Annotated in this window: 13 protein-coding genes; 2 read left to right on the top strand and 11 right to left on the bottom strand. The window is 65.6% G+C overall.

Features of this window, described 5'->3' with window-relative positions; genetic code table 11:
- Positions 1-331 precede the first annotated feature (331 nt).
- Entirely contained in the window at positions 332-3,262 is a 2,931-nt protein-coding gene (locus ACN6NG_RS07790) for an aminotransferase (RefSeq protein WP_474313397.1), read from the top strand.
- A gap of 362 nt (positions 3,263-3,624) precedes the next feature.
- Positions 3,625-4,530, top strand: a complete 906-nt coding sequence (locus ACN6NG_RS07785; protein ID WP_197897857.1) for a LysR family transcriptional regulator — start codon at positions 3,625-3,627, stop codon at positions 4,528-4,530.
- A gap of 103 nt (positions 4,531-4,633) precedes the next feature.
- On the opposite strand, the gene ACN6NG_RS07780 is transcribed toward ACN6NG_RS07785, so the two are convergent.
- From ACN6NG_RS07780 to ACN6NG_RS07730, 11 genes are all read right to left on the bottom strand, one after another.
- Positions 4,634-5,329, bottom strand: coding sequence for a response regulator (locus ACN6NG_RS07780; protein WP_049277298.1), 696 nt, complete (start codon positions 5,327-5,329; stop codon positions 4,634-4,636).
- Entirely contained in the window at positions 5,326-7,980 is a 2,655-nt protein-coding gene (locus tag ACN6NG_RS07775) for a sensor histidine kinase (protein WP_063424476.1), read from the bottom strand. The genes ACN6NG_RS07780 and ACN6NG_RS07775 overlap by 4 nt, the downstream gene beginning before the upstream one ends.
- Positions 7,981-8,112: 132 nt before the next feature.
- Positions 8,113-8,670, bottom strand: coding sequence for a potassium-transporting ATPase subunit KdpC (gene kdpC / locus ACN6NG_RS07770; protein WP_016498720.1), 558 nt, complete (start codon positions 8,668-8,670; stop codon positions 8,113-8,115).
- A 10-nt stretch (positions 8,671-8,680) separates the two neighbouring features.
- Positions 8,681-10,735: a potassium-transporting ATPase subunit KdpB gene (gene kdpB / locus ACN6NG_RS07765; protein WP_016498719.1), complete on the bottom strand. Its 2,055-nt coding sequence runs from the start codon at positions 10,733-10,735 to the stop codon at positions 8,681-8,683.
- A gap of 9 nt (positions 10,736-10,744) precedes the next feature.
- Positions 10,745-12,439 (bottom strand): potassium-transporting ATPase subunit KdpA, encoded by a 1,695-nt coding sequence (gene kdpA / locus ACN6NG_RS07760; protein WP_197897856.1) that lies wholly within the window; start codon positions 12,437-12,439, stop codon positions 10,745-10,747.
- A gap of 9 nt (positions 12,440-12,448) precedes the next feature.
- Entirely contained in the window at positions 12,449-12,538 is a 90-nt protein-coding gene (gene kdpF / locus ACN6NG_RS07755) for a K(+)-transporting ATPase subunit F (protein WP_003251485.1), read from the bottom strand.
- A 232-nt stretch (positions 12,539-12,770) separates the two neighbouring features.
- Complete coding sequence (locus ACN6NG_RS07750) at positions 12,771-13,823, bottom strand: AI-2E family transporter (RefSeq protein ID WP_063424481.1); 1,053 nt, start codon at positions 13,821-13,823, stop codon at positions 12,771-12,773.
- Positions 13,824-13,835: 12 nt separating this feature from the next.
- Positions 13,836-14,630, bottom strand: coding sequence for a DUF4892 domain-containing protein (locus ACN6NG_RS07745; RefSeq protein WP_016498716.1), 795 nt, complete (start codon positions 14,628-14,630; stop codon positions 13,836-13,838).
- Between the two features lie 109 nt (positions 14,631-14,739).
- Complete coding sequence (locus ACN6NG_RS07740; RefSeq protein ID WP_197897854.1) at positions 14,740-15,594, bottom strand: alpha/beta hydrolase; 855 nt, start codon at positions 15,592-15,594, stop codon at positions 14,740-14,742.
- Entirely contained in the window at positions 15,591-16,379 is a 789-nt protein-coding gene (locus tag ACN6NG_RS07735; protein WP_016498714.1) for an alpha/beta fold hydrolase, read from the bottom strand. The genes ACN6NG_RS07740 and ACN6NG_RS07735 overlap by 4 nt, the downstream gene beginning before the upstream one ends.
- 93 nt (positions 16,380-16,472) lie before the next feature.
- Positions 16,473-16,859, bottom strand: coding sequence for a hypothetical protein (locus ACN6NG_RS07730; protein WP_169725152.1), 387 nt, complete (start codon positions 16,857-16,859; stop codon positions 16,473-16,475).
- Between the last annotated feature and the right edge of the window lie 40 nt (positions 16,860-16,899).

Below are 16,899 nucleotides of genomic sequence, written 5' to 3'. Positions count from 1 at the left end.
GAGCTGGAGGCGCTGCGGGTTTTGCTTGAGTCGGCATTGCTCCAGGTACAGATGCCCGCTGAGCCCAGAACTTCGCCCTAAGGCTGATCAACGTGCTGCAAAGGCCGGCCCCTTCGCGGGCATGCCCGCTCCCACAGGATCATCCCAGGTTTCGAGACTTGCACAGTACCTGTGGGAGCGGCCTTGTGTCGCGATAGGGCCGCAAAGCGGCCCCATTGATTTTCTACAACTCAGCCTAGTTATCAATTTTTCTGACAACAATCGTCTTCCATCATCAATCGATTCGGGCATAAATTCTTCACCGTCAACCCCAAGTACCAACGGTAGAGCCATGTCCAGCCCACAACACCCGCCCGCTTCCCCTGCCCTGGCCACGCTGATACAGCGCTCCGGCCGGCCCAGCCCAACGCTGAGCGAAACCCAGGCCCACGCCGTGCTTCAGGCCCACTACGGCGTTGCCGGCAACCTTTCGGTGCTGGGCAGCCAGCAAGACCTGAACTTTCGCGTGACCACGCCCAAGGGTGGCTATGTGCTGAAGGCCTGCCATGGCAGCTATGCCCAGCTGGAACTTGAAGCGCAGCACGCCGCCTTGGCCTTCCTGCGCGAGCAGGGTTTGCCGGTACCCGCCGTACGCTTGGCCCACAACGGCATGGGGTTGCTGGAACTGGACATCGACGAACAACCACTGCGCCTGCGGCTGCTCGATTACATCGAAGGCCAGCCGCTGACCCGTCTCAAGCACATGGAGCCACACCTGATGGCTGAGCTGGGCGGGCTCTGTGCGAAGCTGGACAAGGCGCTGGCCGATTTCGACCACCCAGGCCTTGCGCGCACCCTGCAATGGGACCCGCAGCATGCCCAGGCGTTGATCGATCATCTGCTGCCGGTACTGCAGGACAGCGGGCAGCGCGCCCGCATCGAACACGCCACCCGCCAGGCCCGAGAGCGCCTGATGCCGCTGGTTGATCACTTGCCAAGCCAGGCCGTGCACCTGGACATCACCGACGACAACACCGTGTGGGCCCGTGATGCCCAGCGCCAGTGGCAATTGCAAGGCGTGATCGATTTCGGCGACCTGCTGCGCACCTGGCGCATCGCCGACCTGTCGGTAAGCTGCGCTGCGCTGTTGCACCACGCCGAGGGCGACCCACTGCGCATCCTGCCAGCCGTGCAGGCCTACCAGGCGCTCAACCCGTTGACCGAGGCCGAACTGCGCGCGCTGTGGCCATTGGTGCTGAACCGCGCTGCCGTACTGGTGCTGAGCAGTGAAAAGCAGCTCACCGTCGACCCGGGCAACCAGTACACCCGCGACAACATTGCTCACGAATGGGAAATTTTCGACACTGCCACCGCCGTGCCCATCGCCCTGATGGAGGCGGCCATCCTGCAGGCTGCGGGCCTGCAACCCAAGGCGCCGGACTTCAACGGTTGCGCACCCCTGCTCCCCGAGCTGGCCGGGCAGGCCGTAACACGGGTGGACCTGGGGGTACTCAGCACACACTGCGAGGCCGGCAACTGGGAGCAGCCCGGTTTCGACCAGCGTCTGCTGGCTTCGCAAGCCGCTCCGGCCTGCAGCCTGCACGGGCAATATCGCCTGTCGCAAACCCACATCGACCGCCCCGAAGAGCCCGCCACCTGCGCCCTCGGCGTGGAGCTGCACCTGCCCAACGGTACCCTGGTGCAAGCGCCAGCACCCGGCACCTGGCAGCGCCATGGCGACGGCCGTGGCTGCCTGCGCACCGCGCATTGGGCTTTGTGGCTGCAGGGCCTGGAAAACGTACCGGCAGACGGCCAGGCCATGGAAAAAGGCCAGCCCCTGGGCAGCAGCTGTGGTTTCCTCAGCGTACAGCTGTGCCTGGACATCGGCATCCAACCGCCGTTCTTCGCCACCCCATCACACGCTGCCGCCTGGCTGGCCCTGTGCCCGTCGCCAGCCGCGCTGCTGGGCTTCGATTGCGATGCCGAGCCGCTACCCGATCCGCAAGCCCTGCTGGCCCGCCGCGACGCCAGCTTCGCCCGCTCGCAGAAGCACTACTACGCGCAGCCGCCACACATCGAACGCGGCTGGCGCAACTACCTGATCGACATGCAGGGCCGTTCATACCTGGACATGCTCAACAACGTCGCGGTGCTAGGGCATGGCCACCCGCGCATGGTCGCCGAGTCGGCGCGGCAGTGGTCGCTGCTGAACACCAACTCGCGCTTCCACTACGCCGCCATCACCGAGTTCTCCGAGCGCCTGCTGGCGCTGGCACCCGAAGGTTTCGACCGGGTGTTCATGGTCAACAGCGGCACCGAAGCCAACGACCTGGCGATTCGCCTGGCCTGGGCCTACAGCGGCGGGCGTGACCTGCTCAGCGTGCTGGAGGCCTACCACGGCTGGTCGGTGGCCACCGATGCCATCTCCACGTCCATCGCCGACAACCCGCAAGCCCTGGAAACCCGCCCGGACTGGGTGCACCCGGTCGAGGCACCGAACACCTTCCGCGGGCGTTTCCGCGGTGCCGACAGCGCCGCGGACTACCTGCAGGACGTCGACGCCAAACTGGCTGACCTGGATGCCCGTGACCGCCAGCTGGCGGGCATCATCTGCGAGCCGGTGTACGGTAATGCTGGCGGCATCTCGTTGCCAGCCGGCTACCTGAGCGATGCATATGCCAAGGTCCGCGCCCGTGGCGGGGTATGCATCGCCGACGAAGTGCAGGTGGGTTATGGCCGCTTGGGCGAATACTTCTGGGGTTTCGAGGAGCAGGGTGTGGTGCCCGACATCATCACCATGGCCAAGGGCATGGGCAACGGCCAGCCGCTGGGCGTGGTCATCACCCGCCGCGAAATCGCCGAGGCGCTGGAGGCCGAGGGTTACTTCTTCTCCTCGGCCGGTGGCAGCCCGGTCAGCTGCCGCATCGGCATGGCGGTGCTGGACGTGATGCAGGAAGAAGGCCTGTGGGACAACGCCCGCGACACCGGGCGCTACTTCAAGGCCCGCCTGCAGGCGCTGGTCGACAAGCACCCACTGGCCGGGGCGGCACATGGCTCGGGCTTCTACCTGGGGCTGGAGCTGGTGCGCGACCGCGCAACCCTGGAGCCGGCCACCGAAGAGACCATGACGCTGTGCAATCGCCTGCGTGACCTGGGCATCTTCATGCAGCCGACCGGGGACTACCTGAATATCCTCAAGATCAAGCCACCGATGTGCACCACCCGGGCGAGCGTGGACTACTTTGTCGACTGCATTGACCGAGTGCTGGGCGAAGGGCTGTAGAGATCTGGGTGAGGCTGGAGCGTTGGCCCTTGGAAGTTCGTCGCCTGTGAGGTCGAGCGCCGCCCGCGCGGCGCATCGCGAGCTGCGCTCGCTCCTACATTAGTTTCTGGCCAGTAACGCCTGTGACAAGCGCGCGCGACCGCCTTGCTCGTACGACGCAATACTGAGTCATACACCAAAGCGTTCGCGCGCAAGTGCCCCAGGTATTATTGGCCCGAAACAAACGTAGGAGCGAGCGCAGCTCGCGATGCGCCGCGCGGGCGGCGCTCGATCTCACAAACACCGAATACTTCAAGCCCTACCCTTGGCAATTCCATCCATTACTATTCGCTCACAGCGCCCCAACATCAGGTTCACCGACCATGGCCTTCTCCAGCGACTCCTTGGCAATTTTCCTCGCGGTGCTGGATGCCGGCTCGTTCTCCGCCGCCGCGCGCAAGCTGGGCCGCGTGCCTTCGGCCGTAAGCATGGCAATCGCCCAACTGGAAGCGGAGCTGGACCTGCCGCTGTTCGACCGGGCCACGCGCAAAGCCTTGCCCACCAGCGCCGCCCTGGCGCTTGAGCCCCAGGCCAGGCAGGTGATCTGCCAGCTCAACCTGCTGGATGCCCAGGCCCTGCAACTGCACAAGGGCCTGGAAAAACGCCTGACCATCGCCGTGGCGCCCGAGCTACAGACTGGCCGCTGGAGCCAGCCACTGGAAACCCTCGCCCAGGAATTTCCCAGCCTGGAAATCGAAGTGCGCTCCGCCACCCAGACCGAAGCCATTCGCCTGTTGCATGACGGCAGTGTGCAACTTGCACTGGTGTTCGAACGGCCTGGCATCGACGAACGTGAGTCGTTCCTCGAAGCAGGCAGCCAACTGCTGGTGGCCGTCGCCTCACCGCGCCATCCGGCCGGGCAGAACAGCGGAACGCCACTGCCTGAAGAGGCCTTTGCCGAACAACGGCAGATCATCGTGGCCTCAGGCAAGGCCACCGGGTCGGACCCGCGCATGGTGCTGTCGCGGCGCATCTGGCTGACCGACAGCTACCTGGCCACGCTGGACCTGGTGCAGTCCGGGCTGGGCTGGGCCTATCTGCCGCAGCCGCTGGTTGAACCGCTGATTGCTTCCGGTGCACTGGCCGAGGTGCGCTTTGACAACATGGCCAGCCGCCTGCGCCTGTGGGTAGACATCATCTGGATCAAGTCACGCCCGTTGGGCCTGGGCGCTCGACGCTACCTGGAGGTAATGCGCCAGCTGTTCGAGAAGGAGCCACCCAGGGCGTGAAGCCCCTTCCAGGCGTCGCTGCCCTTTTGGAGATTGCCCAGGCCTTTAGGCTGCGCTGTCACGTATAGAACAGGGGCAATGAGCTCGTTGCTGTGGAAGCGGGTCAGGCTATCGGCGCCACCAATCTGTACCCCACCCCTGCCTCGGTGATGATGAACCGTGGCGCCGTGGGGTCATCGCCCAGCTTCTGCCGCAGATGCCCGACCACGATCCGAAGGTAGTGGGTATTCTCTACATGGGTAGGCCCCCAGACATCCTTGAGCAGTTGCTGCTGGGTAATCACCCGCCCTGGGTGCCCGGCCAATAGCGCCAGCAAGGCATACTCCTTGCGCGTCAACGCCACCTCCACACCGTCCAGGGTCACCCGGCGAAAGGCAAAATCCACGGTCAGCGGCCCAAAGCTGGCTGCCACTTCCGAGCCCCCGGCCTGTGGCACCTGGCGTAGCAAGGCCCGCACCCGCGCCAGAAATTCCTGGATGCCAAACGGCTTGGTCACGTAGTCGTTGGCCCCGCCGTCCAGCGCATCCACCTTCTGCACTTCACTGGCGCGCACCGACAGCACCATCACCGGCACCGCGCTCCATTCGCGCAGTTCACGCAGCACCTGCTGGCCGTCCATGTCCGGCAGGCCCAGGTCGAGCACCACCAGGTCCGGCTTGCCCAGTGCAGCCTGGGCCAGCCCTTCCTGGCCGGTAGCGGCTTCGAGCACCTTGTAGCCCTGCGAGGCCAGGCTGATGCGCAGGAACTTGCGGATCTGCGGTTCATCGTCGATGACCAACAGGGTAGCGGACTGGCTCATGGGGTTTCGCTTTCGGCTTCAGGTTGAGGGGGTAGCGGCAAGCATAAAGTGATGCCGGTGCCCTGGCCATCGATGCCTTCGCCCACCAGAATCTGCCCGCCATGGGCGCCGATCATGCCCTGGCAGATTGCCAGGCCCAGGCCTGTGCCCTGCCCGCCGCGGTCACCACGGGCAGCGGTATAGAACATGTCGAAAATCTTCTCGCGGTCGGCGACTGGAATACCCGGGCCCTGGTCGCTGACGGTAAAGCGCAACTGGTCTTCATGCACGGCCACTTGCAGCTCAAGCCGACCATTGCCCGGGGAAAAGCGTGCGGCGTTTTCCAGCACGTTGACCAGCGCCTGTTCGATCAGCGCCGCATGCACGAACAGCAACGGCAGCTCGGCCGGTACGTCGGTGTGCACCCGCAGCGGCGCCAGCACGACGCGCAGGCGGTTCAGCGCACTGCCAACGATATCGCCCGGGGCTACCCAGTCGCGGGCAAGCTTGAGGCCACCATGGCCCAGGCGGGTCATGTCCAGCAGGTTCTGGATATAGCGGTCGAGGCGTTCGGCCTCGTTGCGGGTGCCCTCCAACAGCTCGCGGCGGTCTTCAGGCGGGATCGCTTCGCCCAACGCCAGCAGGCTGTCGATACTGCCGCGCATGGCGGTCAACGGCGTGCGCAGGTCGTGGGAGACTGACGCCAGCAAGGCGCTGCGCAGCTGCTCGGTTTCGCCATGCAGGCGCGCAGCCTCCAACTGCTCGGCCAGACGGGCGCGGGCCAGGGCCTGAGCCAGTGGCTGGCCCAAGGCCGTCAGCAGACGCCGGCGTGGGTCGTTGAGCGGCTGCCCGTTGCGCGGGCGCACCCCCAGCAGTGCCAAAGGCTGTTCGTCCACCGCCAGCGGCCACCACCACCAGCGGCCATTGGGCAAGGTGTCGCTGCCATGGCCAGCGGCCTGGCCGTGCTGCCAGGCCCAATCGGCGGCAGCCCGTTCGGTGTCGCTGAAGGCGTAGGCTTCGCCGCTGGCCACCTGCAGCTGGCCTTCAGCGTTGCGCTCCAGCAGGCACACCTGCATGTCTTGCCAGCCGTCCAGATGCTGGCCGGCGGCATTGAACACGGCCTGGCGGTCGGTGGCCACGGTCAGTCGGCGCGACAGGTCGAGCAACTGGCTGGTCTGCGCCTGAGTTTCGCGCAGCGCCTGCAACTGGCGGCGCTGGCGCGCGGCCAGGTTGCCGGTAAGCGCGGCCATCAGCAGGAAGAACACCAAGGTCAGCACGTCTTCTTCGCGCTGGATGCTGAACGAGAAATTGGGTGGAATGAACAGAAAATCGTAAGTCAGGAACGATAACGCGGCGCACGCCAGCGCAGGCCCCAGGCTGCTGCGCACCGCCACCAGCAACACCGCAGCCAGAAACACCAGCGAGATGTTTGGCAGCGCCAGCACACTCGACACCGCCCAGGCCAGCCCCGCCGCCATGACCGTGGCCAGCAGCGCCAGCAGGTAGTGGCGCCACACCCACACCCGCCGCACCGCCGACCGCGGTGCGTGCGGCTGCACGTCGCGGTCCAGCACGTTGATTTCCAGCCCATGGCTTTCGCGCAGCAGCCGCGCAGCCACACCGGCACCGAACAGGCGACGACGCAGGCGGTCACGGGACTGCCCCACCAGCACCAGGCTGGCCCGCCGTTCGGCGGCATGCTGGATCAACGTGCGCGCCACTTCGCCAGCCCTTAGCAGCACCACCTCACCGCCCAGGCGCTCGGCCAGCTGCTGCGCGGCCTGCAAGCGGTGACGCGCGGTTTCGTCGCGCAGGCGGCCGTTGTCCACATGCACGAGGCTCCAAGGCAGGTGGCGGCGTTGCGCCACGCGGCTGGCATGGCGCACCAGGCGTTCGGCCTGGTCGTCGCCGTCCACGCCTACCAGAAGCCGCCCGCGCAAGGCCGGGGCCTCTTGGCCACGCTGGCGATAGCCGTCGGCGAGGTCGGCATCGACCTGCGCGGCGGCAGTTTGCATGGCCAGTTCGCGCAAGGCAGTGAGGTTGGTTTGCGAGAAGTACGCATCGATGGCCGCCCGCGCCTGCTCGGGCACGTACACCTTGCCCTCGCGCAGGCGTTCGAGCAGTTCGCGGGGTGGCAGGTCGATCAGCACCAGTTCGAAGGCTTCCTGCAGCACCCAGTCCGGCAGGGTTTCACGCACTTGTACGCCCGTGATGTCGCGCACCTTGTCGTTGAGGCTTTCCAGGTGCTGGACGTTGACCGTGGTGTACACGTCGATGCCGGCGGCCAGCAGCTCCTGCACGTCCTGCCAGCGCTTGGCGTGGCGGCTGCCGGGGGCGTTGGTGTGGGCCAGTTCGTCGACCAGAGCCAAGGCCGGCGCAGCCTTGAGCAGGCCGTCGAGGTCCATTTCCTCAAGGGTGACGCCACGGTACTGGCTGCGCAGCAACGGCTGCTGCTGAAGGCCGGCGAGCAGCGCTTCGGTTTCAGCACGGCCGTGGGTTTCCACCACCCCGGCCAGTACCTGCACACCCTGACGTTGCTGGCCGTGGGCGGCCTGGAGCATGGCGAAGGTCTTGCCGACGCCGGGGGCGGCGCCAAGGAACACCTTCAGCCGACCCCGGCCGGTGCGCGGTAGGTTAGCCAACAGCGCATCTGCGCGGGCGGAATCACTCATGTTTCATCCTTTGCTATTTCAGGGGCAAGCACCGTAACTGTGGGAGCGGGTTCACCCGCGAATGCGTTGCTGGCAGCACTATCGCATTCGCGGGTGACCCGCTCCCACAGGGTCCCTGCTACCGCTTCAATTTCATTTGGTAATTGCGAGCTTTTCCAAGGCCTTGTTCAACGCCAGTACATTGACCACTGGTGGGCCGATCAATGGGTGGAGGGTGGCCTCTTCCTGCAAGGCTTGCAAGCGCTCCACCGGCAGTTTCCGCGCCGCCGCCACACGTGGGATCTGATAGGCAACGGCCTCCGGTGGCAGGTGTGGGTCGAGGCCGCTGCCCGAGGTGGTCAGCAACGCCTGCGGCACCGGCCCCTGCTGCACCTGATACAGCGCAGCCGCCTCCCCCTTGACCCGCTCGGCCAGCGCCGGGTTGCTTGGCGAAAGGTTGCTGGCACCGCTGGCCACCGTGGCGTAAGCGCCTGCCGACGGCCGTGCATGGAACCAGCCATCACCCTTGAATTCCTGGGCGATCAGTGCCGAACCGCGCACCTGGCCCTGGTCATCCCGCACCAGGCTGCCATTGGCCTGGTCCGGAAAAACAACCTGGGCGATGCCGGTCACTGCCAGCGGATACAGTGCGCCGGTCACCAGCGTCATCAACAGGGCCAGGCTCAACGCCGGGCGTACATAAGCATTCATGGCGGCCTCCTCAGACCAGGTTCAGGGCGTTGAGCAGCAGGTCGATCAGCTTGATCCCGGCAAACGGCACCAGAATGCCGCCCAGCCCGTAGATCAGCAGGTTGCGCCGCAACAGGTGCGCCGCACTGGCCGCCTGCACCCGCACGCCACGCAACGCCAGCGGGATCAGCACGATGATGATCAGCGCGTTGAACACGATGGCCGACAGGATCGCGCTCTGTGGGCTGGCCAGGTGCATCAGGTTGAGTACGCCCAGCTGCGGGTAGATGGCCGCAAACAGTGCCGGCAGGATGGCGAAGTACTTGGCCACGTCGTTGGCAATAGAGAACGTGGTCAACGCACCGCGGGTCACCAGCAACTCCTTGCCGACCTGTACTACATCCAGCAGCTTGGTCGGGTCGCTGTCCAGGTCGACCATGTTGGCCGCCTCGCGCGCGGCCTGGGTGCCGTCGTTCATGGCCATGCCCACATCGGCCTGGGCCAGTGCCGGGGCGTCGTTGGCGCCGTCGCCGCACATGGCCACCAGGCGACCGTCGTTCTGCTCCTGGCGAATGCGCGCCAGCTTCTTCTCGGGGGTGGCCTCGGCCAGTACGTCATCCACGCCCGCTTCGGCGGCGATGGCAGCGGCAGTCAACGGGTTGTCGCCGGTCACCATGACCGTGCGGATGCCCAGCTTGCGCAGTTCGGCGAAGCGCTCGCGGATGCCGGGTTTGACCACGTCCTTGAGGTGGATCACGCCAAGCAGGCGCTTGTCGATACACACCAGCAGTGGTGTGCCGCCACTCTGGGCAATACGTTCCACTTCGCGGGCCAGCGCCGGGGGCATTTCCAGGCGTTGCATGCCGACGAACGCCAGCACGGCATCTACCGCGCCCTTGCGGTAGCGGTGCTGCTGGTAGTCGATGCCCGACAGGCGCGTTTCGGCGCTGAAGGCCACGGCTTCGAACTGACCGGCGGGAGGCTCGACGAAGTCGTGCAACTGGCGCAGGTACTCGACAATCGACTTGCCCTCGGCGGTATCGTCAGCCAGCGAGGCCAGCAAGGCGCCCTCCCCCAGTTCCTTGGCAGCGATGCCCGGTGCTGCATGCAGCGCGCTGCAGCGGCGGTTGCCGAAGGTGATCGTACCGGTCTTGTCGAGCATCAGCGTATGCACGTCACCGGCGGCTTCCACTGCACGGCCCGAGCGGGCAATGACGTTCAGCCGCACCAGCCGGTCCATGCCGGCGATGCCGATGGCTGACAGCAGCCCGCCGATGGTGGTGGGTATCAGCGTCACCAGCAGCGCAGCCAGGAAGATCAGCGGCAGGCTGCCCCCCACAAATTGGGCGAACGGCTGCAAGGTCACCACCACGATCAGGAAGATCAGGGTCAGGCCGATCAGCAGGATGTCGAGGGCGATCTCGTTGGGAGTCTTCTGTCGCTTGGCACCTTCGACCAGGGCAATCATGCGGTCCAGGGTCGACTCGCCCGGGTTGCTGGTAATACGGATCAGCAGCCAGTCGGAGACCAACCGGGTGTTGCCGGTGACCGCCGAGCGGTCGCCGCCGGACTCGCGGATCACGGGTGCAGACTCGCCGGTAATGGCGGCCTCGTTGACCGCCGCGATACCTTCAAGCACCTCGCCGTCACCGGGGATCATCTCGCCGGCTACCACGCGTACCACGTCATCCTTGCGCAGCGCGCTGGCAGCAACCGTCTCGTAACTGCCATCACGCTGGCGACGCTGGGCAGTCAGGCCTTGGCTACCGGCCTTGAGGCTGTCGGCGCGGGCCTTACCACGGCCTTCGGCGAGGGCTTCGGCGAAGTTGGCGAACAGCACGGTAAACCACAGCCACAGGGCGATTTGCACGGCAACACCCGTGCTCACGCCGTTACCGGGGGCGAAGCACAGCACGGTGGTGAGCACTGCGGTCAGGGCCACCACCAGCATCACCGGCGAGCGTTTGAGCTGACGCGGGTCGAGCTTGACAAACGCCTGCACCAGCGCCGGGCGCCACAGCGCGGCGAAGCGGGTCTGGTCCTTGGCAGTGTGCCGGGTATTCACTTCAGGAATGGGCATGTTCATGATCGGTCCTCAAAAACCCAGGCTCAGGTGTTCGGCGATTGGCCCAAGGGCCAGGGTCGGCAGGAAGGTCAGGCCACCGACCAGCAGGATGGTCACCAGCAGCAGGCCGGTGAACAGCGGGCCGTGGGTGGGGAAGCTGTTCTGCCCCTGCGGCGCGCTTTTCTTCGCCGCCAGGCTGCCGGCCAAGGCCAGGATCGGCAGGATGTAGCCAAAGCGGCCGATGAGCATGGCCAGGCCGATCATCAGGTTGTGGTACACCGTATTGGCGCCAAAACCGGCGAACGCCGAGCCGTTGTTGGCCGTGCCCGAGGTATAGGCGTACAGCAGCTGGCTGAAACCATGCGCCCCCGGATTGGTGACCGCCCCCGCCGGGCCTGGCAGGCTGGCAGCAATGGCGCCAAGCACCAGCACGCCGACCGGCATCACCAGCAGGGTCGCCACCAGCAACTGCACCTCACGGGCCTGGAGTTTCTTGCCCAGGTATTCCGGGGTGCGGCCAATCATCAGCCCGGCCAGGAACACCGCGATCAGGACGAACAGCAGCATGCCGTAGAGGCCCGCCCCGACGCCGCCGAAGATCACCTCGCCGACCATCATGTTGACCATCGCCACCATGCCGGTCAGCGGGTTCAGGCTGTCGTGCATGGCGTTGACCGAGCCGTTCGAGGCCGCGGTGGTAGTGACCGTCCACAGCACCGAACCGGTGGTGCCGAAGCGGCTTTCCTTGCCCTCCAGTGGGGCGGTCTGCTGCACCTGCGGGCTCTGCAGCGCCGGGTTGGGTTGATGCTCGGACCACAACGCCGTGCTGCCACCGATCAGGAACAGGGCAAGCATGCAGGCGAGGATGGCGCGGCTCTGGCGCAGGTCCTTCACGTAGTGGCCGAAGGTGAACACCAAGGCCACCGGAATGAGGATGATCGAAGCCACCTCGAACAGGTTGCTCCAGGCCGTGGGGTTTTCGAACGGGTGCGCCGAGTTGACGCCGAAGAAGCCGCCACCATTGGTACCCAATTGCTTGATAGCGATCTGGCTGGCAGCCGGCCCCAGTGGAATGGTCTGGTCAGCACCTTGCAAGGTCAGCGCATGGGCATAGTCGGCAAAGGTCTGCGGCACGCCCTGCCATACCAGCAACAGCGCCAACAGCAAGCACAGCGGCAGCAAGCAGTAGAGGGTGGCACGGGTCATGTCGACCCAGAAGTTGCCCAGCGTCGAGGTGCTGCGCCGGGCAATGCCACGGCACAACGCAACCAGCACGGCCAGGCCGGTGGCAGCACTGACAAAGTTCTGCACGGTCAGGCCGAGCATCTGGCTTAAATAGCTGACCGAGGCCTCACCGCTGTAGGCCTGCCAGTTGGTGTTGGTCACGAAACTGACGGCGGTATTGAACGCCAGCGACCATTCCTGGCCCGGCAGGTGCTGCGGGTTGAGCGGCAGGTAGCCCTGCAATAACAGCACGGCGAACAGCAGCAGGAACCCGACCAGGTTGAAGGCCAGCAGGGCCAGGGTGTACTGCCGCCAGTTCTGCTCCTGGCTGGCGTTCACCCCCGCCAGCCGGTAGCAAGCTTGCTCGACCGGGCCGAGTAGTGGCGACAGCCAGGTGCGCTGGCCTTCCATGACCTTGAAGTAGAACCGCCCAAGCCAGGGTGCCGGTAGCAGCACGATGGCAAAGAACGCCAGGAGCAAGGCGAAATCGTAACTGTGCATGGTCGCTCCCTAGCTGCGATCGGCGCGCAGCAGCGCCACCAGCAGATAAAACGCCAAGGCCACTGCCAGCAGCAGTGACAGCCCGTCGAGCATGTTCATGAGTGGTTCTCCCCGTGTTACGGCTTGGGCCGCTTTGAGGAAATTGTCTTAGGGAGGGGCGTAAAGGGGCGAGATCTGGGGATGGGGGGAGGTATAAAGAATGCGTAAAAATCAGCTTGTTGGGCTGCCTGTGCTGGCCTCTTCGCCGGTGAATCCACCGGTGCAACCCAGGCCATGAAGACTGTGCAGTACCTGTGGGAGCGGGCGTGCCCGCGAAGAGGCCGTTACAGGCTTACTGCTGTGGCGGCTGCTGTGCGGCGTTACGGCTCCAGTCCAGCAGCAGGCTGTAACCGACCGCCAGCAAGGTCGGCCCGATGAACAGGCCAATGAAGCCAAAGGCAAGCAAGCCACCGAATACACCCAGCAGCACGATCACCAGCGGCAGGTTGCCGCCACGGCTGATCAGGTACGGCTTGAGCACGTTGTCCACGCCACTGATGACGAAGGTGCCCCAGATACCCAGGAACACCGCCATGCCGTACTCGCCCTTCCACACCAGCCAGGCAGTGGCCGGGATCCAGGCCAGTGGCGGGCCCATGGGGATCAGGCTGAGCATGAAGGTCACCAGGCCCAGCACGATCGCCCCGGGCACCCCGGCAATCAGGAAGCCGATCAGCGCCAGCAGCGCCTGTGCGGCCGCCGTCCCGATCACCCCGTTGACCACCCGCTGCACGGTACCGGCTACCAGCTCCAGGTAATACTCGCCGCGCTCGCCCATCAGGCGGTGCAGCAAGCGCAACACGAAGGCTGCCAGACGCGGCCCGTCGCGGTAGAAGAAGAACACGAACACCAGGCTCAGGGTCAGTTCCAGTACACCGCTGCCGATCTGCGCACTGCGCGCCAGCAACCAGTTGCCCACTTGCCCGAAGTAGGGCTTGGCCGAGGCCAGCAAGGCCGCGCCCTGCTGGTCCAGCGATTGCCACCCGTTGACCAGCCGCTCGCCCACGAATGGAATGCCACCCAGCCAGGCCGGCGCATCGGGAAGGCCATCGACCTGCACGTCACGTACAAACGCCGTGGCATCGCGAATGTGATCGGCCAGGTTGAACCCCAGCCACACCAGCGGCAGTGCCACGATCAGGATCCAGGCCGTGGTCAGCAGGCTTGCCGCGAGGGTTTCACGCCCGCCCAGCACACGGGTCAGCAAGCGCATCAACGGCCAACTGGCAAAGGCCAGGATGGCCCCCCACAGCAATGCCGAAATGAACGGTGCCATCACCCACAGGCCGGCGCCCAGTAACGCCAGCAGCAGAATCTGGACCAGCAGGCGATCGTTGTTAACCATGGGGGCGCTCGTTCAACGGATCAGTTCAAGGTGCAGGCCGTCTGTAGGCGCACTGCCGACCTCAAGGCGGCCATTGCGCACACCGGCCTTGACCAGCGCCTCGCGCCAGGCTTCGGCCTGGGCGCCACTGAGGCTGGCGCGCAAGGTGCTGTCGAGGTTCAGGCTACGGGCCAGCAGGTTCACCCAGGTGTCTTGCGGTGCAGCAAGGTCAGGGTAGTCGAGCTTGCCGGTGTCACGCATTTCGCGCAGCACCGTGGCGGCGGTTGGCAGCAGCTCGCCCAGCGGGCTGCCGGCGACGAACTCCTCCACATGCAGGTAGGCGCGGCGGTTGCCACGGGTGACGCTGTAGAGCGCGACCAGGGTGTCGGCCTCTTCTGCCGAGCGGCGCAGCAGGATGAACGCCTGCTGCTCGTCGCCACCGTTAAGGCGGGCATTGGCGAACACATCGTTGGCCCACAGGCTGGCCTCGCCGCAATCGCGGCCCTGGCACCAGAACAACGGGTAACCGCCGTCACGCTGCAGCTCTTCGCGGGCACTGGTGAAGGCTTCACGGGCAGTCCGTTCGACTGGCAGTTCGTAGGTTACCGAGCTGACCTGGCCGCGGCTCTCGACCTTGTTTTCGACCCGCAGGCGGCCGCTGATCTTGCGCAGCGGGCCCATGGGGTAGACGCGCTCCTGCTCCACGGCCGGGCGCTGGTCAACGACCTTTGCGTCCACCGGCACCGGCAGGCTGCCCGCCCACAACAAAGGGCTGGCCAGCGCCAGGCAGGCGGCGACAGCAGTACGGATGGCAACAGGCGCGCTCATTGGCGAACCAGGCGGCGCGCGGCGCCGAAGTGAAGCTCCAGGATGTCTGGCAGTTGCATGGTTGTCTCCCTGTTCAACCCGCCAAGCCTCGACACTTGTCCGGTGCAAGTCAAGCAAAGCCAAAGAAGCGATTGATACAGTCTGCGACAAGGGCCGCGCCCTGCTCATCATTCAGGTGCAGGTGATGGCCACCGGGCAGCGTCACCTGCTCAAAGGGTAGCTGCTCAAGCAACGCGGCGTGGCGCGCCAGCATGCCGTCGGCGGCCACCACCAACAGCGCCGGGCAACTCACCCGGCGCACATGGGCCATGGCCTGGGCTTCACTCAAGCGCACCGGCGATGGCAGGGTGAGGCGGCTGTCACTGCGCCAGCTGTAGCCACCGGGTACCGGCATCAGGCCACGTTGCGCCAGCAATTCTGCAGCCTCGCGGCTGACCGCGACCATGCCTTTCATCCGCGCATGCACGCCTTCTTCCAGCGTTGCGTACACCGACTTGCGTTTGCCATCCAGCCGCAACTGGGCTTGCAGTGCCATCCCCAAGCGCTCGCCTGCGTCCTGCTCGGCACCGGTCGGCGGGATGACGCCGTCGATCAACGCCAGGTGGCTGACCCGGTCGGGCAAGGCGCCGGCCAGTTGTACCGAAATGATTGCGCCCAGCGAGTGGCCCAACAGGGCGAAACGCTGCCAACCCAGCTGCTCGGCAACCCGCAGCACGTCGTGGGCGTAGTCGGCCAGGGCATAGCCGGCACCAGGCGGACGGTGTTCCGAGTAACCGTGCCCGGCCAGGTCCAGGGCGACGATGCGCAGGCCCTTCAGTTCCGGCGCCAGGCGGGCGTAACTGTTGGCGTTATCCAGCCAGCCATGCAGGGCAATTACCGGCAGCCCGTCCTCGGGGCCGAACAGGTGAGCCGCCAGTTCGATATGGCCCAGGCTGAGGCGCACTTCCTGCACCTGCGCGCTCATGCCTGGCTCCAGCGGTCGAACAGGCCCTTGATCAGGCTGGCGGTGTCGGTCGGGCGCTCCAGCGGGAACATGTGGCCGCCGGGCACACTGTGGTATTCGCCTTTGGGCATACCGCGCACCGCCAGGGTGTGGTGACGGCGAATGACGTTGCTGCGCTCGCCGCGCACCATGGCCAGCGGCACCTGCAACTGCCGTGCGGGCGCGGGGCTGGTGTGCGGGATGCTGCGGTAGATACTGATTTCGGTGGCCGGATCGAAGCGCAGTTGCAGCCCCTGCTCCATCGCCTGCAGGCCATGTTCTACATAGGCTTCGAGGCAGTCGGGGTCAAAATGGCGAAACAGTGACTTGCCAGCAAAATAGTCCCGGGCACTGTCGCGGTCATTGAAAACTTCGCGGCGCCCCAACGTGCGGCCGGCCGGGGTAATGCGGTCAATGAAACCGAAACGCTTGGCGGTGCGCAGCAGCCACTGGTCGGCACGGGTGAGCACCGGCGAGTCCAGCATCACTACCCCGCGGTAGTACTCGGGGCGACGCAAGGCAGCATGCAGGTGCAACACTCCTCCCAGCGAATGCCCGACACCCCAGATGGGCTGGTCCTGCTGCGCCAGGTGATGCAGCAGCTCATCGACCAGGCTCTGCCAGTTGTCGTCTACCGGAAAGCGCGGATCGTGGCCGTGCTGGGCCAGGTGCCGCACCTGGTAGTCCGGCGCCAGGGCAGCGAACAGCTTGCCATACGTGGCCGAAGGGAAACCGTTGGCATGAGCGAAGAAGATCTGCTGCGACATGGCGCCTGGTCCGGACGGAAGATGATGGCTCATTGTCGGCATCGGGGCGCGATTCAGCAACATTCGGAAAGGTCATCAACGAGGGCTATCAGGTCACGCCGAGCGGTCGAAACTGGCCAAAGACCGGCGCAAGCAGGCCTGCATGTAGGCCAACTGGCTTTCCAGCGCCTCACGGGCCAGGCGCTGGTCCTGAAAGTCGAGTTGCAGACGGCGCAAGGCCAGGCAACTGGTTTGTAGCAGGTGGGAGACTCGCAGGCAGGCGTCCTGCAGCGTGCGCAGGTCCCGCTCGCTTTGCTGCCTGGTAGCAGGCTCCAGGTTGCCGTTGCGGTTGACCTTGTGCAGCAACTGGTAGAGCTTGGCGTCGGCCGAATCGCGCAGCAGGCTGTACTGGGCAAAGTCCAGCGTAATGCCTTGCTCCACCTTGTCTACGGTGGGTTGCAGGTCCAGGGAACTCAACAGCTCCCGCATTTCACCGCTCATCCGCTGCTCCCTGCCTGATTGCTTTGAGGCAACGCTAGCA

The organism is Pseudomonas sp. TSO6 (assembly GCF_056098905.1).
Note: the sequence above shows the minus strand (reverse complement) of the source record. Positions and strands in the feature narration are given on the sequence as shown.

Bases quoted from the DNA above. Each gene is read 5' to 3' on its own strand.
- ACN6NG_RS07790 (WP_474313397.1), top strand. From the start codon at position 332: ATGTCCAGCCCACAACACCCGCCCGCTTCCCCTGCCCTGGCCACGCTG.
- ACN6NG_RS07785 (WP_197897857.1), top strand. From the start codon at position 3,625: ATGGCCTTCTCCAGCGACTCCTTGGCAATTTTCCTCGCGGTGCTGGAT.
- ACN6NG_RS07780 (WP_049277298.1), bottom strand. From the start codon at position 5,329: ATGAGCCAGTCCGCTACCCTGTTGGTCATCGACGATGAACCGCAGATC.
- ACN6NG_RS07775 (WP_063424476.1), bottom strand. From the start codon at position 7,980: ATGAGTGATTCCGCCCGCGCAGATGCGCTGTTGGCTAACCTACCGCGC.
- kdpC (WP_016498720.1), bottom strand. From the start codon at position 8,670: ATGAATGCTTATGTACGCCCGGCGTTGAGCCTGGCCCTGTTGATGACG.
- kdpB (WP_016498719.1), bottom strand. From the start codon at position 10,735: ATGAACATGCCCATTCCTGAAGTGAATACCCGGCACACTGCCAAGGAC.
- kdpA (WP_197897856.1), bottom strand. From the start codon at position 12,439: ATGCACAGTTACGATTTCGCCTTGCTCCTGGCGTTCTTTGCCATCGTG.
- kdpF (WP_003251485.1), bottom strand. From the start codon at position 12,538: ATGAACATGCTCGACGGGCTGTCACTGCTGCTGGCAGTGGCCTTGGCG.
- ACN6NG_RS07750 (WP_063424481.1), bottom strand. From the start codon at position 13,823: ATGGTTAACAACGATCGCCTGCTGGTCCAGATTCTGCTGCTGGCGTTA.
- ACN6NG_RS07745 (WP_016498716.1), bottom strand. From the start codon at position 14,630: ATGAGCGCGCCTGTTGCCATCCGTACTGCTGTCGCCGCCTGCCTGGCG.
- ACN6NG_RS07740 (WP_197897854.1), bottom strand. From the start codon at position 15,594: ATGAGCGCGCAGGTGCAGGAAGTGCGCCTCAGCCTGGGCCATATCGAA.
- ACN6NG_RS07735 (WP_016498714.1), bottom strand. From the start codon at position 16,379: ATGTCGCAGCAGATCTTCTTCGCTCATGCCAACGGTTTCCCTTCGGCC.
- ACN6NG_RS07730 (WP_169725152.1), bottom strand. From the start codon at position 16,859: ATGAGCGGTGAAATGCGGGAGCTGTTGAGTTCCCTGGACCTGCAACCC.